The sequence below is a fragment of the Gordonia ajococcus genome (genome assembly GCF_012974285.1).
Classification (GTDB): Bacteria; Actinomycetota; Actinomycetes; order Mycobacteriales; family Mycobacteriaceae; genus Gordonia; species Gordonia amicalis.
On the sequence record NZ_CP052884.1, the window covers coordinates 2,035,528 to 2,056,320 of the forward strand.

Here is a 20,793-nt window from a genome sequence, read left to right on the forward strand (position 1 = left end):
CAGATGGTCATCGGTAACGAGAACAGGGTTGTGGTCGCCGGAGCAGGCCGCGAGTTCGACGGGCGGACGGTCCTGGCCGACGTCGATCTGACCATCGAACCGGGAGAGTTCGTCGCCCTCCTCGGGGCGAGTGGCTCGGGCAAGAGCACGCTGTTGCGGGGGATCGGTGGCCTCGACCGTGGATTCACCGGCATCATCGAGGCCCCGGCCGCCAAGGCCATCGTGTTCCAGGAACACCGGCTCATGCCGTGGTTGTCCGTATGGCGCAATGTCGCTCTCGGCCTACGCGGCGGCAACACGCGGGACCGTGCAAGACGCGCGCTCGAGGAGGTCGGTCTCGCCTCGAAGTCCGACGCGTGGCCCTCGACCCTGTCGGGTGGCGAGGCGCAGCGGACGGCACTGGCCCGCGGCCTCGTCCGCGAGCCCGAACTGCTGTTGCTCGACGAACCGTTCGGTGCACTGGACGCACTGACCAGGATCAACGCCCAGAAGCTCGTCGCGCGACTGTGGGAAACACATCGCCCGGCAACTCTTCTCGTCACCCACGACGTGGAAGAGGCGTTGCTGCTCGCCGATCGCGCCCTGATCCTGCGGGGCGGCCACATCGACGAGGAGATCGTCGTCGACCTTCCCCGTCCTCGCCGGGTGACCGATCCCGAGTTCGTCGCCCTACGTTCGCGTCTGCTCGCCGGACTCGGTGTCGGCGACGGCGAACCCATCCGAACGACCACCACTGATCAGGAGTACACACATGTCTGAGCAACTGACGCTGTCCACCGATGTGCTCGTGATCGGCGGCGGGCCGGCGGCCACCTGGGCGGCCATCCATGCCCGCGACGCGGGTGCGGAGGTCATCATCGTCGACAAGGGATACTGCGGTACCTCGGGCACGACGGCGCCCGCCGGAACCGGTGTCTGGTACGTGGCTCCCGATCCTGACGAGCGCGCCAAGGCCAAGGCGAGCCGCGAGACGCTGGGCGGAAACCTCGCCGACCACGCGTGGATGGACCGGGTGCTCGACCAGACCTACGCCAATATGCACCGGCTGGGCACCGAGGCCCGGTATCCGTTCCCGGTCGACGACCGAACCGGCGAACCCATCCGTACCGGCGTCCAGGGCCCCGAGTACATGCGACGGATGCGGGCCTGGGTCCAGCGCCGCGGTGTGCAGATCCTGGACCATTCGCCGGTTCTCGAACTCCTCACCGACGCGTCCGGCGCGGTGGGCGGCGCGGTGGGCTACCAGCGCCAGGCCGATCGCGACTTCCGCGTCACGGCAGGGGCGGTCGTCCTCGCCACCGGTGGCTGCGCGTTCTTGTCCACAGCGCTGGGCACCAACGTCGACACCGGTGACGGTGCACTCATGGCAGCCGAGGTCGGGGCGTCGTTCTCCGGCATGGAGTTCGCGAACGCCTACGCCATCGTCCCCAAAGGCTCGACGGTAACGAAGACCGCGTACTACGGGTACGCGACCTTCTTCCACGCCGACGGACGCATCGTCGAGGGCGCGGGGTCGATGAAGGGGAGGTCGATGATCGCCCGGACGTTGCTGAACGAACCCGTCTTCGCCCAACTCGACCGTGCCGACGAGACGGTCGCAGCGAAGATGCGGAAGGGGCAACCCAACTTCTTCCTGCAGTTCGATCGCCGTGGAATCGACCCGTTCACACAGCGTTTCGAGGTCGACCTGCTCGCCGAGGGAACCGTGCGGGGAACCGGCGGCATCGACGTCGTCGACGACGACTGCTGGACGGGAGTACCCGGCCTGTACGCGGCCGGCGACGCGGCGACCCGCGAGCGCATCTGTGGCGGCTTCACCGGTGGTGGCAGCCACAATTCGGCGTGGGCGATGTCCTCCGGCAGCTTCGCCGGTGCGGCGGCCGCCCGAGCGTCCCGCAGCGCGGGCGGCGCGGTGCCGATCGACCGGCTCCGCGGCGCGGGGACCGTCGGGTTGTCGCTCACCCACGGCTCGCTCAGCGCCGACGAGGTCGTGGCAGCGGCGCAGGCCGAGCTGACTCCGTTCGACAAGAACTACATTCGCACCGGTGATCGGATGGCCGCTGCTCTGCGGGGGCTCGATTCCCTGTGGGACGGCGTCGCCGACAGCTCCTATGGAGCGCCGACGCCGGCAGGTCGCATCCGGACGAGAGAGGCCGCCGCGATCACCGCCGTCGGACGCTGGATCTATCGATCGGCGCTGGCGCGCACCGAATCCCGCGGGATGAGCAAGCGCGACGACATCCCGGGTCTCGATCCCGCCCAGCAGGCACATGTGCGTACCGGTGGACTCGACGAGGTGTGGGTCTCCGGCCCTCGCCCGACCGGCCACGTCGGAACCGGGACTCTCGCGAGGATTCCGGCATGATCGAACTCGTCGTCGCGTCCGCCTGCATCGCCTGCGACAAGTGCGTGAACGTCTGCCCGACGAACGTCTTCGACACGGGCACAGACGGTATCCCGGTGATCTCGCGACAGTCGGACTGCCAGACGTGTTTCATGTGCGAGGCGTACTGCCCGACCGACGCGCTCTATGTCAGTCCTCAATCGACGCCGATCGGTTCCGATGACACGGTCCGCGAGGAACTGATCGGCAGTTACCGCGAGAAGCTGGGCTGGGGGAAGGGGCGTCAGCCGGGAAGCCGAACGGCCGTCGGACCGCCCATTCCGCACGGGGATCCGCCGCCACGGCTCGTCGAGCGAATCCTCGACGAACCCTCTCCCTCCATCGGCTGAACACACCTCAGTCGAAATCACCTGAACCGCAACCGGTTCACCGAACCCGCGCGCTCTCGTCATGCCTTTGCCGGGATCGCGCCACGAACAGAGAACTCACCCATGAACATCGACCGCCGTCATCCGATCCGCCGATTCACGCGCACGGTCGCCGTCCTTGCGGCCGCATCTGCGGTCATGGCCGTCGCCGCATGCGGATCCGACGACACGTCCTCGGCCCAGCGCGACGTCATCGACACCCTCCGTATCGGTGTCATCGGTTCCAGCAACGTCATCGCCGGCCCGGTCGGGTTCGCACACAGCCGCGGCGAACTCCTCGAGGCGTTCGCGCCTCTCGGGGTCAGCAAGGTGGAGGTGTTCAGTTTCCCGAACGGTCCCGATCTGAACCAGGCCCTCGTCGGGGGGCGACTCGACGTGGCCAACTACGGCGACACGCCCGCGTTGGTGGCCCGCGGATCCGGCCTGCAGACGCGACTGGTCGCGGTTCAGCAGTTCAACAACGACGCCGGCGTCGTCGCGAAGGACCCGTCCATCAAGACACTCTCGGACCTCGCGGGCAAGAACATCGGAGTCCCGAAGGGGTCCTACATCGACCGGTACCTGCAGGGAGCCCTGGCCGAGGAGGGGATCTCGGCGAACCTGATCCATCTGTACCCGGCAGATCAAGAGGCGCCACTCAACTCGGGCGAGATCGATGCAGCGGCCCTCCCGGGCGTCATCCCGTCGGTCGCCCTGCAGACGTTCGAAGGGAAGGGGTTCCACCTCGTCGACTCCGTCTACCGGGACCGTCCGAATCTCGCCGGGACCAGTGTGACCGTCAGCAGCGAGGAGTTCCTCACCAAGAACCCAGAGTTCGCGCCCATCTGGCAGAAGCTGCACGCCTCCGCGGTCGACTACGCCAAGGACCACTGGGACGAGTATCTGCAGTTCGAACTCGGCAACTCCAAGGCTCCCGAGGCGGCGGTCCGTGCCGCAGCGAATCCCGACGGGTACTCCGAAGAACCGTTCCCCGCGGATGCCGTCGAACTGCTCACCGGCACCAAGGCGTTCCTCGTCGAGCAGGGCAGCATCAAGTCCGACTTCGACCTCGAGAGCTGGTTCCAGCGGTCGCCGATCGACAAGAACCCCTGATCGGAGGTGCCTCCGTACTCATGCGGCTCCCGCGGCCGGTCAAGGGTCCCGGCCGCCTAGATCCCGGTGCCCAGTAGTCGCTCACCGGGGTGGGCGGCTTCCCACGCGGCGATCGCGGCGTCCCACTGGTCGCCGTCGAGGGTGGTGACCGACGCGGGGAAGAGGGCGTCCTCCTCCTTCGCGATGTGCCGGTGCAGGGCGAAGACCTCGCGTCGGAATCGGTCCCGGTCTTCCGGGATTGACAGGTCCATCGAGTCCAGGAAGGTGCCGAGTTCGCGATGCTCGGTGACGAGCGGGTCGATGTATTCGGCGAAGAGGTCGTGTTCGGAGTCGAGCAGCTGGGAGAACAGGCCGTCTTCTTCGCCACGCCAGTGCGACCGGAGTTCGACTGTCAGCCTTCCGGCGAGGTCACGTGCACGATCCACGTCACCCGCATCGAGTGCGCGGACCGCATCGCCGCCGAGGTTCACGGCCCGCTCGTGTTCGGCGGTGTAATCCCGCAGGAGCGGCATGTCCCGGCAACCGCAGTATTGGCACACTCTCTCACCTCTCTGTCCACTCACCCCGCCGTCCCTCGACGGTCCGCTCGTTCGGTCCGGTTGCGGGAATGTGAGCCCTCCACCCACATCCCACGGTACGAGGAATGATGGGTTGTCGCGTGTCTCTCGCCGGTCGGCGGTGGTCGGGAACGACGAGTACGCGAGACGTCGGCACACCCTCCCCACCCGCACCAGAAACCCGCTGGCCACCGACCCGTATCCTGGACGGGTAAATTCCCGCACCGACCAGGAGAGATCATGCTCGCCCGAATTGACCTGCGCGGTAGCACGCCGACGCTCGCCGAATTGCGTCGCGCGCTGCCCCGCGGGGGTACCGACGTCAATGCCGTACTCGACACGGTGACGCCGGTTGTGCATGCGGTGGCCGAGACCGGCACGCCCGCGGCGCTGGAATTCGGGGAGAAGTTCGACGGTGTGCGGCCCGCCTCGGTGCGGGTCCCCGCCCAGGTCATCGCCGATGCCCTCGCCGGTCTCGACCCCCAGGTCGCCGACGCGCTCCGCGAATCCATCACCCGTGCGCGCAAGGTGCACTCCGACCAGCGGCGCGAGACCACCCACACCCAGGTCGTCGACGGCGGTGTCGTCAGCGAGAAGTGGATTCCGGTGCGTCGCGTGGGGCTCTACGTTCCCGGCGGCAACGCGGTCTATCCGTCTTCGGTGATCATGAACGTCGTCCCCGCGCAGGAGGCCGGCGTCGGCTCGTTGGTCGTCGCGTCGCCTCCGCAGAAGGACTTCGGTGGCTGGCCACACCCGACCATCCTCGCCGCCTGCGCGCTTCTCGGCGTCGACGAGGTGTGGGCGGTCGGCGGTGCACAGGGCGTCGCGCTGCTCGCCTACGGAGGAACCGATACCGATGCCGCCGACGAGCCGGGCGCCGTCCTCGACCCGGTCGACCTGATCACCGGCCCGGGCAACATCTACGTCACCGCCGCCAAGCGGTTGTGCCGCAGCGTGGTCGGCATCGACTCGGAGGCCGGACCCACCGAGATCGCGATCCTCGCCGACGACTCGGCCGACGCGGGCATCCTCGCCTCCGACCTCATCAGCCAGGCCGAACACGACGTCCTCGCCGCCTCGGTGCTCGTCACCGACAGCACCGAGCTCGCCGATGCCGTCGACGTCGCACTCGACCAGCAGGTCGCCGCGACCAAGCACCGCGAGCGTGTCACGACCGCGTTGTCGGGGGAGCAGTCCGGCATCGTCCTCGTCGACGACCTCGAAGCCGGTCTCGCCGTCGTCGACGCCTACGCCGCCGAACACCTCGAGATCCAGACCCGCGACGCCGCCGCGATCGCCGACCGCGTGCACAACGCGGGTGCGATCTTCGTCGGCCCGTATGCGCCGGTCAGTCTCGGCGACTACTGCGCGGGCTCCAATCACGTTCTGCCGACCTCGGGTTCGGCGCGCTTCGCGTCGGGCCTGTCGGTGCAGACATTCCTCAAGGGTGTCCACGTCATCGACTACGACGAGGCCGCACTGCGTGAGGTCGCCGACAAGGTCGTCACCCTCGCCGATGCCGAGGACCTGCCCGGTCACGGCGATGCGGTCAAGCAGCGCTTCGCGGGGAGCGTGCGCTCGTGACGGCATCGGAGGCGCCTGTCACGAACGTCACGGGAAGCAACGTCCCGGGCTCGGGCATCACCGTCGACGACCTGCCGCTGCGCGAGAACCTGCGCGGTAAGTCCGCCTATGGCGCACCGCAACTCAAGGTGCCGGTGATCCTCAACACCAACGAGAACCCGCACCCGCCGTCGCAGGCCCTGATCGACGACGTCGCCGCCTCGGCCCGTGACGCCGCGGCGGAACTGCACCGCTACCCCGACCGCGACGCGATCGCCCTGCGTACCGACCTCGCCGCCTACCTGACCCGAGCCACCGGAGTGCAGCTCGGTGCCGAAAACCTCTGGGCCGCAAACGGTTCCAACGAGATCCTGCAGCAACTGCTGCAGGCGTTCGGCGGTCCCGGGCGTCGTGCGCTCGGCTTCGTGCCGTCGTACTCGATGCACCCGATCATCTCCGACGGCACCGACACCGCCTGGCTCGTCGCCGCGCGCTCACCCGACTTCGGTCTCGACATCGACTACGCGGTCGCCGAGGTCACCAACCGCGAACCCGACGTGGTCTTCGTGACCTCGCCCAACAACCCGACCGGTGGCTCGATCCCGCTCACCGATCTGCGGCGCATCGTCGAGGCCGCACCCGGCATCGTGATCGTCGACGAGGCGTATGCCGAGTTCTCGTCCGCACCGAGCGCGACCGAGCTCATCGACGAGTTCCCGACCAAGGTCGTCGTCAGCCGCACCATGTCGAAGGCCTTCGCCTTTGCCGGCGGACGCCTCGGCTACCTCGCCGCAGCACCGGCCGTCGTCGACGCCATCCAGCTCGTCCGCCTGCCGTACCACCTGTCGGTGCTCACCCAGGCCGCCGCACGCGCCGCACTGCGTCACAGCGACGACACCCTCGCCGGTGTCGCCGAGATCATCGCCGAACGCGAACGCGTGGTGACGGCGCTCACCGGCTTCGGCTACCGCGTCGTCGACTCGGACTCGAACTTCGTGCTGTTCGGCGGCTTCCGGGATGCTCCCGCGTCCTGGCAGCGTTACCTCGATGCCGGTGTCCTCATCCGGGACGTCGGGATCGCCGGCCACCTGCGGGTGACCATCGGACTCCCACCCGAGAACGACGCCTTCCTCGACGTCAGCCGCACGCTCGCAACAACAGATCTGGAGAACTCTCAGTGAGCACCCCCGCGCCTCGCATCGCGAAGGTCGAACGGACCACCAAGGAATCCTCGATCTCGGTCGAGCTCGATCTCGACGGGACCGGCATCACCGACATCTCCACCGGTATCGCGTTCTACGACCACATGCTGACGGCGTTCGGCCAGCACGGCAGCTTCGACCTCACCGTCAAGGCCGAGGGCGACATCGAGGTCGAGGGACACCACACCATCGAGGACACCGCCATCGTCCTCGGACAGGCGCTCGGTCAGGCTCTCGGCGACAAGAAGGGCATCCGCCGCTTCGGCGACGCCTGGATCCCGATGGACGAGACCCTCGCGCAGGCCGTCGTCGATGTGTCCGGCCGTCCTTACTGCGTGCACACCGGCGAACCGGACCACCTGCTCACCGCGGTGATCGGCGGATACCCGGGCGTGCCGTACTCGACGATCATCAATCGGCACGTCTTCGAGTCGATCGCCCTCAACGCCCGCATCGCCCTGCACGTGCGGGTGCTCTACGGCCGCGATCAGCACCACATCACCGAGGCCGAGTTCAAGGCCGTTGCGCGTGCCCTGCGCACGGCAACCGAATACGACGCACGCGTGACCGGTGTGCCGTCGACGAAGGGTGCCCTGTGAGCGCGGCCGACGTCACGATCCTCGACTACGGTTCGGGCAACCTGCGGTCGGCGCAGCGGGCGCTCGAGCGCACGGGCGCCCAGGTGACCGTGACCTCCGACTTCAACACCGCACTCGAGGCGACCGGTCTCGTCGTGCCCGGTGTCGGTGCGTTCGCTGCGTGCATGGAAGGTCTGCGCGCGGTGAAGGGCGACCGGATCATCGGTCGGCGCCTCGCCGGCGGACGCCCGGTCCTGGGCATCTGCGTCGGCATGCAGATCCTGTTCGAACGCGGTGTGGAGTTCGGGGTCGAGGCCGAAGGTTGCGGGGAGTGGCCCGGAAGCGTCACCCAGCTGCCGGCTCCGGTCCTGCCGCACATGGGTTGGAACACCGTGGAGGCCCCGGAGGACTCGGTGCTGTTCGCCGGACTCGACGCCGACACCCGCTTCTACTTCGTGCACTCGTATGCCGCACAGAGCTGGGAGATGGACAACGTCGGTTCGCCGCTCGCGGCCCCGAAGCTGACCTGGGCCGAACACGGCGGACGTTTCCTGGCTGCCGTCGAGAACGGACCGCTCTCGGCCACGCAGTTCCATCCGGAGAAGTCCGGCGATGCCGGAGCCCAACTCCTGGAGAACTGGGTGAAGGGTCTCTCATGACCGGCGGCACGCCGGCCGGCGATGCAGGCGGTGGGGCCGTCGGGAACTCTGCCGACACCCCGTCGGCGGGCGGCGGTTTCTCGATCGCCAAGCTCGCGTTCTACGCTCTCGGCGCCGGTGTGCTGGTTCTGGCGGTGTCCATCCCGATCATCGTCCTGCTGGCGAACTGGTCGCCGGTCGCCGGTCTGATCGCCGCGCTGGCGGCGGTGGTCGCGATGATCGCGGCGATCGGTACGGTGGCAAATCGCATGGTCAACCGCGCGCGGGCCGATCTGATCGCAGCCCGTGACGACCACCCGCCGGCCTGACCCCTCTCCCACGACAGCCAGGACACAACAGTCCGACCCGAGAACAGACAGGAAAACTCCACCCATGGGTAGCACCCTCGAACTCCTTCCCGCCGTCGACGTCGCCGACGGGCAGGCGGTCCGCCTCGTCCAGGGCGCGGCCGGCACCGAGACCTCGTACGGTTCGCCGCGTGACGCGGCGCTGGCGTGGCAGAACGACGGTGCGGAGTGGATTCACCTCGTCGATCTCGATGCCGCGTTCGGCCGTGGTGACAACCGTGAGCTCCTTGCCGGTGTGGTCGGCGAACTCGACGTGAAGGTGGAACTGTCGGGCGGCATCCGCGACGACGAGTCGCTCGCCGCGGCGCTGGCCACCGGTTGTACGCGCGTCAACCTCGGTACCGCGGCCCTCGAGAACCCGGAATGGTGTGCCCGCGCGATCGCCGACCACGGAGACCGCATCGCCGTCGGCCTCGACGTCATCCGCGACGGCGAGTCCTACCGGCTGCGCGGCCGCGGCTGGGTCACCGACGGCGGCGACCTGTGGGAGGTCCTCGAGCGCCTCAACCGCGACGGCTGCTCGCGCTACGTCGTGACCGACGTATCCAAGGACGGCACCCTCAAGGGCCCGAACCTCGAACTGCTCGCCGAGGTCGCCGCGGCCACCGACGCACCGATCGTCGCCTCCGGCGGGGTCTCGGCGGTCGACGATCTGATCGCGATCGCCGGTCTCGTCGACCAGGGCGTCGAGGGCGCGATCGTCGGCAAGGCGCTCTACGCCGGCCGCTTCACCCTGCCCGAGGCGCTCACGGCCGTCGCCGGGGTCTGATGAGCGCAGCCCAGAGTTCGCTCGACCTCCCGCGGTTGCTCGACACCGCGGGATCGGTCCTCGACGCCGCCGTGGAGACCTTCGTCGAAGGGCTGGGCGCGCCGAGCGCCGTGCACAAGGGCGGGACGGACTTCGCCACCCAGGTGGACCTCGACCTGGAACGGCAGATCTCCGCCGAACTCGAGGACCGGACGCAGATCCCCGTCCACGGTGAGGAGTTCGGCGGTGCCGATCCGATCGACGGCCCGGTATGGGTGCTCGACCCGGTCGACGGGACCTTCAACTACTCCGCGGGCATGCCGCTGACCGGCATCCTGCTCGGTCTCGTCGTCGACGGTGAGGCGACGCTGGGTCTGACCTGGCTGCCGCTCCTGGACCGGAAGTACGCGGCCCACGCGGACGGACCACTGATGGTCAACGGTGTGGCCGTGGAATCACCGCCCGATCCGGCCCTCGACGAGTCGGCGATCGCCTTCGGGCCGTTCAACGCGGCCGGGCGCGGTCGCTATGCGGGATCCAAGCGGGCCGACCTGCTGCGCGCGCTGAGCTCACGTGTCGCACGGATCCGGATGACCGGCAGCACCGGCGTGGACATGGCGTTCACCGCCTCGGGCGTGTTCGGCGGAGCTGTTGCCTTCGGACGTCATCCCTGGGACAACGCGGCGGGCGCCGCACTGGTCCGCGCCGCGGGTGGCGTGGCCACCGACCTGGCGGGGGAGCGCTGGACGGTCGCGTCCCCGTCGCTGGTGGCCGGCGCACCCACGGTGCACGCAGGGCTGATGGCGGTGATCGACGAAACGGTCGAGGACTGGTCGGCGTGACCCCGCAGAACCGAGACGTGGCAGCCACCGATGAGGCAGCCACCGATGAGAGAGGTGCGAGAGCATCCCATGGAAGCACCACAGGTCAACGAGCTGAAGGAGTCACGACGATGACGCTGGCGACCCGGGTCATCCCGTGCCTCGACGTCGACGACGGTCGAGTGGTCAAGGGCGTCAACTTCGAGAACCTGCGTGACGCCGGAGATCCGGTCGAACTGGCCGAACGCTACGACCGCGAGGGTGCCGACGAACTGACCTTCCTCGACGTCACCGCGTCGAGCTCGGGACGTTCGACGATGATCGACGTCGTCAAGCGGACCGCCGACCAGGTGTTCATCCCGCTCACCGTCGGTGGCGGCATCCGCACCGTCGAGGACGTCGACACGATGCTGCGCGCGGGCGCGGACAAGGTCAGCGTCAACACCGCCGCGATCGCACGTCCCGAGGTCCTCGCCGAGATGAGCCGGCGGTTCGGTTCGCAGTGCATCGTCCTGTCGGTCGACGCGCGGACCGTGCCGGAGGGTTCCGAGCCGACGCCGTCAGGCTGGGAGGTCACCACGCACGGTGGCCGCAAGGGCACCGGTATCGACGCGATCGAGTGGGCTCGGCGCGGTCAGGAGCTCGGGGTCGGCGAGATCCTGCTGAACTCGATGGACGCCGACGGCACCAAGCAGGGTTTCGACCTGCGCATGCTGAAGGCGGTGCGCGAGGCCGTGCAGGTTCCGGTCATCGCCAGCGGCGGTGCCGGCCGTGTCGAGGACTTCGCCCCCGCTGTCGAGGCCGGTGCGGACGCGGTGCTGGCCGCCTCGGTGTTCCACTTCGGTGAACTCACCATCCACGACGTGAAGGCGGCCATGCGGGACGCCGGGATCACCGTCCGATGACACAGGCAGGAGAACGCTGATGGCACTCGATCCGGAGCTCGCCGCACGTCTCAAGCGCAACGCCGACGGGTTGTTCAGTGCGGTCGCCCAGGAACGCTCGACGGGTGACGTACTGATGGTCGCGTGGATGGACGATGCCGCCCTCGAGCGCACCCTCGCGACACGCACGGCGACCTACTATTCGCGCTCGCGCCAGGAGTACTGGGTCAAGGGCGAGACCAGCGGCCACACCCAGTACGTGCACGACGCACGCCTCGACTGCGACGGCGACACGGTGCTGCTCGTCGTCGACCAGGTCGGCGCGGCCTGCCATACCGGCAACCACAGCTGTTTCGACACCGACTCGCTGCCTTTCGGAACAGAAGCCCGTCCCGTCGATTCCGCACAGTAGATTTCCATCGTGATCACACCCGAAAGGCGGTGACGCTGCATGCCCCTCATCCAGATCTCGCAGACCCCCGGACTCTCCGACCGCGTCAAGCGCGAGACCATCGCGGCGGTGACCGAGGCGTACGCCAAGGCAACCGGCAAGAACCCGGATTCCGTCTGGGTGACGATCACCGAGGTACCGCGCACCCAGTGGGGCGTCGGCGGCGAGCCCCTCGGATGAGCGGCGTGAACTCGGCGGCCGTGGCGCACACGACGTCCCTCTCCGAATTCCTCGACCTCGCCCGCGACCATCGCGTGGTGCCGGTGACCCGAAAAGTGCTCGCCGATTCCGAGACACCGCTGTCGGCGTACGGCAAGCTGGCCGGCGACCGTCCCGGCACCTTCCTGCTGGAATCGGCGGAGAACGGCCGCTCCTGGTCGCGCTGGTCCTTCATCGGGGCCGGAGCGCCATCGGCGCTGACCGTCGTCGACGGTCAGGCGCACTGGTGGGGATCGGTGCCGGTGGGCGCGCCCGAAGGTGGAGACGCGCTCGAGGTGCTGGCCGAGTCGCTGCGCGTCCTGCGGACCGACCCGTTTCCGGGTATGCCGCCGCTGACCGGTGGCTTCGTCGGGTTCATGGCCTATGACATGGTCCGGCGTCTCGAACGCCTCCCGGAGACCACCGTCGACGACCTCGGCCTGCCGGACATGATGATGGTGCTGGCCACCGACCTCGCCGCCGTCGACCATCACGAGGGCACGATCACTCTGATCGCCAACGCGGTGAACTGGGACGGCTCCGACGAACGCGTCGAGGAGGCCTACGCCGACGCCGTGGCGCGGCTGGACCGGATGACCGAGGCGCTCGCCGCACCGGCGTCCTCGACCGTCTCGACCTTCGACCGGCCCAAGCCGGACTTCACCGCGCAGCGCTCCCTGGAGGAGTACAGCGAGATCGTCACGAGCCTCGTCGGCGAGATCGAGGCGGGCGAGGCCTTCCAGGTCGTCCCCTCGATGCGTTTCGAGATGGACACCGACGCCGATCCGCTGGACGTCTACCGCGTGCTCCGCGCGTCCAACCCCAGCCCGTACATGTACCTGCTGCGGATGCCGGGGACCGAGGCGAACAGCGACACCGCTGCTCCCGATGCGATCGCACGCAAGCCGTTCACGATCGTCGGCAGCAGCCCGGAGGCGCTGGTCACCGTGTCCGACCGGGTCGCGACCACGCACCCCATCGCGGGAACGCGCTGGCGGGGCGCCACCGAGGAAGAGGACCAGCTGCTCGGCAAGGGCCTTCTGGAGGACGAGAAGGAGAACGCCGAACACCTCATGCTCGTCGACCTCGGCCGCAACGATCTCGGTCGCGTGTGCGTCCCGGGCACGGTGAAGGTCAGCGACTACCGCCACATCGAGCGGTACAGCCACGTCATGCACTTGGTGTCGACGGTCTCGGGAACCCTCCGAACGGACAAGCACGCGCTCGACGCGGTCACCGCCTGCTTCCCGGCGGGAACCCTCACCGGAGCGCCCAAGGTGCGCGCGATGGAACTGATCGACGAACACGAGAAGACACGACGCGGCCTGTACGGCGGCATCGTCGGCTACCTCGACTTCGCCGGCAACGCCGACACCGCCATCGCCATCCGCACCGCGCTTCTCGCACGCGGGCACGCCTACGTGCAGGCCGGTGGCGGCGTGGTCGCCGACAGCGAACCCGAATACGAGTACAACGAGGCACGCAACAAGGCCACCGCGGTGCTCAATGCCGTGGCCGCCGCGTCGACGATGAGCAGGGTCGGGGAGACACCTGGAGGGGAGACGTCGTGACCTCAGCCGAGCAGCCGGCCGACGGCGCCGCGCCGAAGTCCCGGCCGAAGTCGTCGCGCCGTCCGCAGATCATCGCCGCGATCCTGATGGCGGCCACCGCCGCCGCGTTCTGGGGTGCGAGCCGGCTGACGTGGGCGACGGTCTCGGCAGAGGACGGCCTCTCACCCCAGCGCGCGTTCGACGTCAAGGGATCGGACTGGAGCCCCTGGCTGACGCCGCTCGCCCTGGTCTATCTCGCCGGTATCGCCGCGGTGCTGTCCGTGCGGGGCTGGGGCCTGCGCCTCGTCGCTCTGCTGGTCGCCGCCGGCGGTGTGCTGGCCGCGTTCCCGGCGATCTCACTCATCACCGGCGGCACCGACTCCGAGTACGCCGCCGACGCGGGCGACATCCCGGACCGGTACATCGTGCTCTACACCGACACCAAGTGGCCGCCTGCCGCGCTGGTGCTGCTCGGCACCGTGTGCGCGGTCGTCGCCGCCGTGGTGCTGCTCCGGGTGGCCAAGGGTGCGAGGATGTCGTCCAAGTACAAGACTCCCGCCGCCCGGCGGGAGGAGCTCGAGACCGAGATCTTCGCCGATTACGAGCGAAGGAAGAAGGCGGCCGCGGCGGACGCCACGACCGGTGACACCCCGGCCACGGGCGAGGTCGAGACGGGCGGGAAGGACGGCCGGCCCGGCGACGATCCCGACGCGAACGAGCGCATGATGTGGGACGCGCTCGACACCGGGATCGACCCGACAGAGTCGTCCGATCCGGACGAGCGCTGACCCTCCGGGCGAGCAATGACCCGACCGGAGTTCTCCGGGAGACGCACCCGACAGGCCGGGGATATGCGTACTGAGACATGCGTAACAGTCGAGGACGGTTGCGGGTTTGTGGAGATTCGGCCAACCCGACGACAGGCCGCCGAGACGATCGGTCTACCCTGAGACCACACGACGAGCGGAAGGGAGCGGAGTCGCTGTGAGCATGCCCAACGTTCTCGAGTCGATCATCGAGGGAGTCAAAGCCGACGTCGCCGCACGTGAAGCGGTGGTCGACTTCGCTGCTGTCAAGGCCGCCTCGGCGAAGGCTCCCGCTCCCCGGGATGTCATGGCGGCGCTCCGCCAGCCCGGCATCGGTGTGATCGCCGAGGTCAAGCGCGCCAGTCCGTCGAAGGGGGAGCTCGCCTCGATCGGCGATCCCGCCGAACTCGCCAAGGCCTACGAACAGGGCGGCGCCCGCATCATCAGCGTGCTGACCGAGGAGCGTCGCTTCCACGGATCACTCGCCGACCTCGACGCCGTTCGTGCAGCGGTCGACATCCCGGTCCTGCGCAAGGACTTCATCGTCGGGCCGTATCAGATCCACGAGGCCCGCGCCCACGGCGCCGACGTCATCCTGCTCATCGTGGCGGCCCTCGAACAGAACGTCCTCGCCTCGTTGCTCGACCGCACCGAGAGCCTGGGCATGACCGCCCTTGTGGAGGTCCACACCGAGGAAGAAGCCGACCGTGCCCTCGAGGCCGGCGCGTCGGTGGTCGGCGTGAACGCCCGAAACCTGAAGACCCTGCAGGTCGAGCGGGACACCTTCTCGCGGATCGCCCCCGGCCTGCCGACCGAGATCATCCGCATCGCGGAATCCGGCGTTCGTGGAACCGCCGACCTGCTGGCCTATGCCGGCGCGGGCGCCGACGCCGTCCTGGTGGGTGAGGGACTCGTGACAAGTGGTGACCCCCGCGCCGCGGTGCGTGAGCTGGTCACCGCGGGTACCCATCCGTCGTGCCCGAAACCAGTTCGCTGACATACGCCTTCGGGCCGTGTTCGGTCCATGTCGTCGTCGGCCCGATCGACTGTGAGATGTAGTGACCGCCCATCCTGATTCGGCCCATCCTGATTCTTCCGCGAGCACGGTGCTTCCGCCCGCCAGCACCGGACTGACCACGCGTACGTCGATCGAACCCGACGAGGGCGGTCACTTCGGCGTCTACGGCGGACGGCACGTGCCGGAGGCGTTGATGGCCGTCATCGACGAGGTCACCACAACCTTCTACAAGATCCGCTCCGACGACGACTTCCTCGCCGAACTCGACCGTCTGCAGCGTGATTACGCCGGACGGCCGTCGCCGCTGTACGAAGCGAAGCGTCTCGCCGAGTATGCGGGGGGAGCGCGCATCTTCCTCAAACGCGAGGACCTCAACCACACCGGCTCGCACAAGATCAACAACGTTCTGGGACAAGCGCTTCTGGCTCAGCGGATGGGCAAGAACCGCATCATCGCGGAGACCGGTGCCGGTCAGCACGGTGTCGCCACCGCCACCGTGTGTGCGCTGCTGGGTCTCGAGTGCGTGATCTACATGGGTCGCGTCGACACCGACCGTCAGGCGCTCAACGTCGCTCGGATGCGCCTGCTCGGCGCCGAGGTCATCGCCGTCGACAACGGTTCGGCAACCCTCAAGGACGCGATCAACGAGGCGATGCGCGATTGGGTCACCAACGCGCACAACACGTATTACTGCTTCGGCACCGCCGCGGGACCTCACCCGTTCCCGGTCATGGTCCGTGACCTCCAGCGCGTCGTCGGTCTCGAGGCTCGCGCCCAGATCCTGGACAAGGCCGGACGCCTGCCCGACGCGGTGACCGCTTGTGTCGGTGGTGGTTCCAACGCGATCGGGATATTCCACCCCTTCATCGACGACAAGGACGTTCGCCTAGTCGGTTTCGAGGCGGCCGGTGACGGTGTCGAATCCGGCCGTCACGCAGCGACTTTCACCGGCGGGACGCCGGGAGCGTTCCAGGGCGCGTACTCATACCTGTTGCAGGACGAGGACGGTCAGACGATCGAATCCCACTCGATCTCCGCCGGTCTCGACTACCCGGGCGTCGGCCCCGAGCACGCCTATCTCAAGGACACCGGCCGGGCCGAGTACCGTCCGATCACCGACACCGAGGCGATGGACGCACTGGCGCTGTTGAGCCGTCGGGAAGGGATCATCCCGGCCATCGAGTCGGCCCACGCGGTCGCCGGTTCGCTCAGGCTGGGCAAGGAACTCGGCGAGGGCTCGATCATCGTCGTCAGCCTCTCCGGACGCGGCGACAAGGACGTCGACACCGCGGCGCGCTGGTTCGGCCTCTTCGATCCCCCACCGTCACAGGACGAGGCGAAGACCACCAGCGGGCAACCGGGAGAGCAGGCATGAGCGCAGACACGATCCCGTCGAAAACCGGACCGGTGTTCGCCAAGTGCCGCGCGGAGAACCGCGCCGCCCTGATCGGCTACCTCCCGGTGGGTTATCCGACCGTCGACGATTCGCTGACGTCCTTCCGCACGATGGTCGACGCCGGTTGCGACATCATCGAGGTCGGGGTGCCCTACTCCGATCCGGTGATGGACGGTCCGACGATCCAGGAAGCCGCCGATCTCGCCCTCACCAACGGCGTCCGCGTCCATGACGTGTTCACGGCAGTCGAGGCGATCACCGCGGCGGGCGGCAACGCGGTCGTGATGACCTACTGGAATCCGGTGCTGCAGTATGGCGTCGACAAGTTCGCACGCGATCTCGCCAACGCCGGCGGCGCCGGTCTCATCACGCCGAACCTGATCCCCGAGGAAGGGGCCGCATGGCACGCGGCCTCCGACGAGCACGGGCTCGACCGCATCTATCTGGTCGCGCCGTCGTCGACCACGGAACGCATCGCATACACCGTCGACGCATCGCGCGGATTCGTGTACGCCGCATCCACCATGGGTGTCACCGGTGCGCGTGACGCGGTGTCGGACATGGCTCCCGAGCTGTGCGCCCGCGTCCGCGAGTACTCCGACATCCCCATCGGCGTCGGCCTCGGTGTCCGCAACCGCGAACAGGCCGCCCAGATCGCGTCCTATGCCGACGGCGTCATCGTCGGGTCGGCACTCGTGACCGCGGCCAAGGCCGGCCAGGACCGACTGGCTTCGCTCACCGCAGAACTCGCCGAGGGCGTGCGGTCGCGCCACGCCGCCGTCTGACGCCGGCCCTGCTGCGCGAGTCGTTCGCCGGCGTCTCCTGCGTCTCCTGCGGCTCCTGCGTGTCCTGCTGGTCGAGTGAGGCCGGGGGGCCACCAGAGGGCCCGTATCGAGGCCAGGCGCGCCACCCGGCACCCGGACCGACGGGCGTGAGTGGCCCGGTCGGATAGGGTTGCACCGTGAACGCGCCGACCTCGACGATGCTCGCCTACATCCCCAGTCCGCCCCAGGGCGTGTGGGATCTCGGACCGTTCCCGCTGCGCGCCTATGCGTTATGCATCATCGCGGGGATCATCGTCGCGGTCTGGTGGGGAAATCGCCGGTGGATCGCCCGCGGGGGACAGGAAGGCGAGGTCCTCGACGTCGCGATCTGGGCGGTGCCGTTCGGTCTCCTCGGCGGTCGTCTCTACCACCTGATCACCGACTGGAAGACCTACTTCGGGGCCGACGCCCCCAAAGAACCGCTCGACGCCCTGCGAATCTGGGACGGGGGTCTGGGAATCTGGGGTGCGGTCGCGCTCGGTGCGGTCGGAGCGTGGATCGGCGCCCGACGCCGCGGCATCCGGTTGCCCGCCTTCGGCGATGCGATCGCCCCGCCGATCCTGTTGGCGCAGGCCATCGGCCGGCTCGGCAACTACTTCAACCAGGAGTTGTACGGCCGCGAGACGACGCTGCCCTGGGGTCTCAAGATCTATGAGCGCGTCAACGAGGCCGGTTACTCCGACGCGGGCCTGATCGACGGCAAGTCCAACGGCGTCGTCGTCGCCATCGTCCAGCCGACGTTCCTCTACGAACTCCTGTGGAACGTGCTGATCGTGGTGTTGCTGGTGGTCATCGACCGCAGGTTCCGCATCGGTCACGGTCGCCTGTTCGCGCTCTACATCGCGGGCTACTGCCTTGGCCGGTTCTTCATCGAGATGCTGCGCGACGACCGTGCCGCCGTCGCCAACGACATCGCCGGGATCCGTCCGAACCTCTTCACGGCCGCGCTCGTGTTCGTGTGCGCGATCGTCTACTTCGTGGTCGCGCCCAAGGGACGTGAACAAGGGTTGGAGATGTACCACCCCGAACGTGCCGCCGAACTCGAGGAGCAGGGCGTCGCCGGATACGTCGACGACTGGTACGACGAAGATCTCGACGACCTGGACGGTAAGAAGGTCGAGCCGGCAGCAGGCGCCACCACCCTGGACGTCCTCGACGACGAGATCGCCGAGGAGGCAAAGGAGGCCGAGGCGGCGGAGCGCGCGGAGACGACCGAGACCACCGGAAGTGCCGAACCGGCGGTGGCCGAGACAGCGACAGCACAGGACGGTGAATCCGCCGATCAGGCGGCCGATAACGCCGAGCCGAGCGCGGTGGACGACTCGCAGGCCGACACCGAGACCGCGGACGGCGACGGCACCGAGGCTGCCGAATCGGCGGTCGACGAAACCGCGCTCGAGGAATCCGCGGTCGACGAAACCGCGGTCACGGAGGCCGGCGCTGAGTCCGCCGACGTGCAGCCAACCGGTGACACGGCGCCTGGCACAGCTGAGCCGGACACAGCTGCGTCGGACACAGTTGATTCGGACTCAGCTGATGTGGAGGCCGTCGGGTCTGACGCGGAAGAGTCGGGCACCGTCGAATCGGACACCGTTGAGTCGGACACGGTTGAGTCGGACACGGTTGAGTCGGACACGGTCGACTCGGACACGGTTGAGTCGGACACGGTCGACTCGGACGCAGGGGAGTCCGACGTACCCGAGCCGGAGACCGAGGCAGCCGACTCCGAGGTCGCCGACGCCGAGGTAGCCGACTCCGAGACCACTGGGTCCGGGGTCACGGAATCCGAGGCTGGCGGCGTCGCCGAATCCGAGGACGCAGCAAGCGACGTCGCCGACAGCGACGTGACGTCGTCTGCCGCCGAAACCGGTGACGCAGAATCTGCTGCCCCAGATGACGCCGACGTGGAAGCGACCGACGCAGACCGACCAGACGCCGGGGAGACCGACTCCACGAGCAGTTTCCGCCGCCGGGTCGCCTCCAGATTCGGTCGCCGCCGCCCCTGAAATAGACCCCAGTAAAGCGCCCTCCAGAGAGCAGCCAACGGTGAATTCAGGCGGTCGCTGCAACAGGATCGGTTGGGTGTGAGTGTAGGAGTTCGTCGAGTTTTTCGGCGGGTGTGAGGAATCCGTGGCGTTTGCGGGGCCGGTTGTTGAGTTCGGCGGCGACGTTGTCGAGGATGCCTGGCCCGTGGAATGACAGGTCGGTGCCTTTCGGGAAGTATTGGCGTAGTAGTCCGTTGGTGTTTTCGTTGGTGCCGCGTTGCCATGGGCTGTAGGGATCGGCGAAGTAGATCGGCAGTCCGGTGGCGGCGGTGATGGCAGTGTGCAGCGCCATCTCCGATCCGCGGTCCCAGGTCAACGACCGGCGCAGGATCTCTGGGATCTTGGGCACGGCCTCGGTCATGGCCGCGGCCACCGTGGCGGCGGTGTGATCACCGGGCAGATGCAGCAGCATCACGAACCCGGTGCTGCGTTCGACCAGCGTGCCGATCGCTGAGGTGCCGTGCGCGCCGAGGATCAGATCGCCTTCCCAGTGACCGGGGATGGCGCGGTCGGCGGCTTCGGCGGGGCGTTCGCTGATCGAGACCGCGTCCTTGATCGAGCCACCGCCCCGGGGTTGGCGGCCCTGGGGTTTGCGGCGCAGTCGCCCGGTGCGTAATCCCTTCTTGACCTCGTCTTTCAAGCTGCCCTTGGCTTGGACGTAGAGGGCGAGGTAGATCGTTTCGTGGGACACCCGCATCTCCGGATCGTCAGGAAATTCGATGCGCAAGCGTCCGCTGATCTGCTCGGGACTGGTGAACTGGCGCAACTGTCGGACCACCTCAGCGTAGAGTCTGCTGCCCGCCACCAGTTTGGGTTGTTTGGGTCGGCGTCGACGGCGGGCGGCGACCTTCTCACCCTGACGGGCGCGGTAGCGGCCGCCGAGCTGCCCGCGGGCGATCTCCCGGGTGATCGTCGATCGAGCCCGCCCCAACAGCCCCGCGATCTGCGCAGGCCGGTAGCGGGCCTCGAGAAGCTCCTCGATATGACATCGGTCCAGGAAACTGAGCCGGCCGCGACCGGTGCTCACCACTGCTTCCAACTGCGGATTCTGTGTTCGGGGATGCACTCCACCAGCTTTGGTGAACCAATCCTGGCCAGTGCGTTTCGACACGCCGGCGTGACGCGCGGCCGCCGCGACACTCACTCCGCGCGCCAACTCCGCCCAGAAAGCCTCGTGAACCTGTTGCGGCCACATTCCCTGAGGCCGTCCCGGACGTGCCGAGGGCAGCGACCGCCCGCTAGCAGTCATCCACGCATACCCGGTGCACCCTGACACCCCAGC

At 68.3% G+C, this 20,793-nt stretch carries 22 protein-coding genes; 20 read left to right on the top strand and 2 right to left on the bottom strand.

Translation table 11 applies throughout. From position 1 onward, the window contains the following. The first annotated feature begins 3 nt into the window (after positions 1 to 3). The 4 genes from GAA2_RS09295 to GAA2_RS09310 all read left to right on the top strand — a co-directional run bounded on the left by GAA2_RS09295 (position 4) and on the right by GAA2_RS09310 (position 3,864). Positions 4 to 759 carry an ABC transporter ATP-binding protein gene (locus GAA2_RS09295; protein ID WP_024498844.1) on the top strand — a complete coding sequence of 252 codons (756 nt, stop codon included), beginning with the start codon at positions 4 to 6 and terminating at the stop codon, positions 757 to 759. Continuing rightward, entirely contained in the window at positions 752 to 2,365 is a 1,614-nt protein-coding gene (locus GAA2_RS09300; protein WP_191834912.1) for an FAD-dependent oxidoreductase, read from the top strand. The genes GAA2_RS09295 and GAA2_RS09300 overlap by 8 nt, the downstream gene beginning before the upstream one ends. Then, positions 2,362 to 2,733 (top strand): ferredoxin family protein, encoded by a 372-nt coding sequence (locus GAA2_RS09305; RefSeq protein ID WP_024498846.1) that lies wholly within the window; start codon positions 2,362 to 2,364, stop codon positions 2,731 to 2,733. Before GAA2_RS09300 ends, GAA2_RS09305 begins: the two co-directional genes overlap by 4 nt. Before the next feature lie 102 nt (positions 2,734 to 2,835). Then, the gene (locus GAA2_RS09310; protein ID WP_024498847.1) at positions 2,836 to 3,864 is read left to right on the top strand and encodes an ABC transporter substrate-binding protein; all 1,029 of its coding nucleotides are present in this window, start codon (positions 2,836 to 2,838) and stop codon (positions 3,862 to 3,864) included. A 56-nt stretch (positions 3,865 to 3,920) separates the two neighbouring features. On the opposite strand, the gene GAA2_RS09315 is transcribed toward GAA2_RS09310, so the two are convergent. Next, complete coding sequence (locus GAA2_RS09315; protein WP_035760451.1) at positions 3,921 to 4,376, bottom strand: hemerythrin domain-containing protein; 456 nt, start codon at positions 4,374 to 4,376, stop codon at positions 3,921 to 3,923. Between the two features lie 285 nt (positions 4,377 to 4,661). On the opposite strand from GAA2_RS09315, the gene hisD reads away from it, so the two are divergent. The 16 genes from hisD (at position 4,662) to lgt (ending at position 19,472) form a co-directional block, all read left to right on the top strand. Beyond that, entirely contained in the window at positions 4,662 to 6,005 is a 1,344-nt protein-coding gene (gene hisD, locus GAA2_RS09320; RefSeq protein WP_024498849.1) for a histidinol dehydrogenase, read from the top strand. Then, positions 6,002 to 7,165 (top strand): histidinol-phosphate transaminase, encoded by a 1,164-nt coding sequence (locus tag GAA2_RS09325; protein WP_159405617.1) that lies wholly within the window; start codon positions 6,002 to 6,004, stop codon positions 7,163 to 7,165. The genes hisD and GAA2_RS09325 overlap by 4 nt, the downstream gene beginning before the upstream one ends. After that, complete coding sequence (gene hisB / locus GAA2_RS09330) at positions 7,162 to 7,785, top strand: imidazoleglycerol-phosphate dehydratase HisB (protein WP_006437802.1); 624 nt, start codon at positions 7,162 to 7,164, stop codon at positions 7,783 to 7,785. The genes GAA2_RS09325 and hisB overlap by 4 nt, the downstream gene beginning before the upstream one ends. Continuing rightward, a complete protein-coding gene (gene hisH / locus GAA2_RS09335; protein WP_006437803.1) occupies positions 7,782 to 8,423 on the top strand; it encodes an imidazole glycerol phosphate synthase subunit HisH in 642 nt (213 codons plus the stop codon). Before hisB ends, hisH begins: the two co-directional genes overlap by 4 nt. After that, on the top strand, positions 8,420 to 8,731 hold the full coding sequence (locus tag GAA2_RS09340) for a hypothetical protein (protein WP_159405618.1): 312 nt from the start codon (positions 8,420 to 8,422) through the stop codon (positions 8,729 to 8,731). The genes hisH and GAA2_RS09340 overlap by 4 nt, the downstream gene beginning before the upstream one ends. 64 nt (positions 8,732 to 8,795) lie before the next feature. Beyond that, positions 8,796 to 9,539: a bifunctional 1-(5-phosphoribosyl)-5-((5-phosphoribosylamino)methylideneamino)imidazole-4-carboxamide isomerase/phosphoribosylanthranilate isomerase PriA gene (gene priA, locus GAA2_RS09345; protein ID WP_159405619.1), complete on the top strand. Its 744-nt coding sequence runs from the start codon at positions 8,796 to 8,798 to the stop codon at positions 9,537 to 9,539. Beyond that, positions 9,539 to 10,360 carry an inositol monophosphatase family protein gene (locus tag GAA2_RS09350; RefSeq protein ID WP_159405620.1) on the top strand — a complete coding sequence of 274 codons (822 nt, stop codon included), beginning with the start codon at positions 9,539 to 9,541 and terminating at the stop codon, positions 10,358 to 10,360. The genes priA and GAA2_RS09350 overlap by 1 nt, the downstream gene beginning before the upstream one ends. 110 nt (positions 10,361 to 10,470) lie before the next feature. Continuing rightward, positions 10,471 to 11,244 (top strand): imidazole glycerol phosphate synthase subunit HisF, encoded by a 774-nt coding sequence (gene hisF / locus GAA2_RS09355; protein WP_024498855.1) that lies wholly within the window; start codon positions 10,471 to 10,473, stop codon positions 11,242 to 11,244. 19 nt (positions 11,245 to 11,263) lie between these two features. Continuing rightward, positions 11,264 to 11,635 (top strand): phosphoribosyl-AMP cyclohydrolase, encoded by a 372-nt coding sequence (gene hisI / locus GAA2_RS09360; protein WP_024498856.1) that lies wholly within the window; start codon positions 11,264 to 11,266, stop codon positions 11,633 to 11,635. A 39-nt stretch (positions 11,636 to 11,674) separates the two neighbouring features. Then, positions 11,675 to 11,854: a tautomerase family protein gene (locus tag GAA2_RS09365; RefSeq protein ID WP_005196179.1), complete on the top strand. Its 180-nt coding sequence runs from the start codon at positions 11,675 to 11,677 to the stop codon at positions 11,852 to 11,854. Next, positions 11,851 to 13,443 (top strand): anthranilate synthase component I, encoded by a 1,593-nt coding sequence (locus GAA2_RS09370; RefSeq protein ID WP_159405621.1) that lies wholly within the window; start codon positions 11,851 to 11,853, stop codon positions 13,441 to 13,443. Before GAA2_RS09365 ends, GAA2_RS09370 begins: the two co-directional genes overlap by 4 nt. Beyond that, positions 13,440 to 14,210 carry a TIGR02234 family membrane protein gene (locus GAA2_RS09375; protein ID WP_159405622.1) on the top strand — a complete coding sequence of 257 codons (771 nt, stop codon included), beginning with the start codon at positions 13,440 to 13,442 and terminating at the stop codon, positions 14,208 to 14,210. Before GAA2_RS09370 ends, GAA2_RS09375 begins: the two co-directional genes overlap by 4 nt. 196 nt (positions 14,211 to 14,406) lie before the next feature. Beyond that, positions 14,407 to 15,225 carry an indole-3-glycerol phosphate synthase TrpC gene (trpC, locus tag GAA2_RS09380; RefSeq protein ID WP_024498859.1) on the top strand — a complete coding sequence of 273 codons (819 nt, stop codon included), beginning with the start codon at positions 14,407 to 14,409 and terminating at the stop codon, positions 15,223 to 15,225. Positions 15,226 to 15,286: 61 nt separating this feature from the next. Beyond that, entirely contained in the window at positions 15,287 to 16,621 is a 1,335-nt protein-coding gene (gene trpB / locus GAA2_RS09385; RefSeq protein WP_159405623.1) for a tryptophan synthase subunit beta, read from the top strand. Further along, entirely contained in the window at positions 16,618 to 17,427 is an 810-nt protein-coding gene (gene trpA / locus GAA2_RS09390) for a tryptophan synthase subunit alpha (RefSeq protein ID WP_024498861.1), read from the top strand. Before trpB ends, trpA begins: the two co-directional genes overlap by 4 nt. 176 nt (positions 17,428 to 17,603) lie before the next feature. Continuing rightward, positions 17,604 to 19,472, top strand: a complete 1,869-nt coding sequence (gene lgt, locus GAA2_RS09395) for a prolipoprotein diacylglyceryl transferase (protein ID WP_159405624.1) — start codon at positions 17,604 to 17,606, stop codon at positions 19,470 to 19,472. Between the two features lie 46 nt (positions 19,473 to 19,518). Here lgt and GAA2_RS09400 read toward each other — a convergent pair whose 3' ends face one another. After that, a complete protein-coding gene (locus tag GAA2_RS09400) occupies positions 19,519 to 20,706 on the bottom strand; it encodes an IS30 family transposase (RefSeq protein ID WP_375295661.1) in 1,188 nt (395 codons plus the stop codon). Between the last annotated feature and the right edge of the window lie 87 nt (positions 20,707 to 20,793).

What these genes read in the sequence shown, in the direction of transcription:
- hisF (WP_024498855.1), top strand. Translation starts at nt 10,471, where the DNA reads ATGACGCTGGCGACCCGGGTCATCCCGTGCCTCGACGTCGACGACGGT.
- GAA2_RS09315 (WP_035760451.1), bottom strand. Translation starts at nt 4,376, where the DNA reads ATGCCGCTCCTGCGGGATTACACCGCCGAACACGAGCGGGCCGTGAAC.
- GAA2_RS09305 (WP_024498846.1), top strand. Translation starts at nt 2,362, where the DNA reads ATGATCGAACTCGTCGTCGCGTCCGCCTGCATCGCCTGCGACAAGTGC.
- GAA2_RS09350 (WP_159405620.1), top strand. Translation starts at nt 9,539, where the DNA reads ATGAGCGCAGCCCAGAGTTCGCTCGACCTCCCGCGGTTGCTCGACACC.
- GAA2_RS09295 (WP_024498844.1), top strand. Translation starts at nt 4, where the DNA reads ATGGTCATCGGTAACGAGAACAGGGTTGTGGTCGCCGGAGCAGGCCGC.
- GAA2_RS09300 (WP_191834912.1), top strand. Translation starts at nt 752, where the DNA reads ATGTCTGAGCAACTGACGCTGTCCACCGATGTGCTCGTGATCGGCGGC.
- GAA2_RS09400 (WP_375295661.1), bottom strand. Translation starts at nt 20,706, where the DNA reads ATGTGGCCGCAACAGGTTCACGAGGCTTTCTGGGCGGAGTTGGCGCGC.
- hisD (WP_024498849.1), top strand. Translation starts at nt 4,662, where the DNA reads ATGCTCGCCCGAATTGACCTGCGCGGTAGCACGCCGACGCTCGCCGAA.
- GAA2_RS09365 (WP_005196179.1), top strand. Translation starts at nt 11,675, where the DNA reads ATGCCCCTCATCCAGATCTCGCAGACCCCCGGACTCTCCGACCGCGTC.
- priA (WP_159405619.1), top strand. Translation starts at nt 8,796, where the DNA reads ATGGGTAGCACCCTCGAACTCCTTCCCGCCGTCGACGTCGCCGACGGG.
- GAA2_RS09370 (WP_159405621.1), top strand. Translation starts at nt 11,851, where the DNA reads ATGAGCGGCGTGAACTCGGCGGCCGTGGCGCACACGACGTCCCTCTCC.
- hisI (WP_024498856.1), top strand. Translation starts at nt 11,264, where the DNA reads ATGGCACTCGATCCGGAGCTCGCCGCACGTCTCAAGCGCAACGCCGAC.
- GAA2_RS09340 (WP_159405618.1), top strand. Translation starts at nt 8,420, where the DNA reads ATGACCGGCGGCACGCCGGCCGGCGATGCAGGCGGTGGGGCCGTCGGG.
- GAA2_RS09310 (WP_024498847.1), top strand. Translation starts at nt 2,836, where the DNA reads ATGAACATCGACCGCCGTCATCCGATCCGCCGATTCACGCGCACGGTC.
- trpA (WP_024498861.1), top strand. Translation starts at nt 16,618, where the DNA reads ATGAGCGCAGACACGATCCCGTCGAAAACCGGACCGGTGTTCGCCAAG.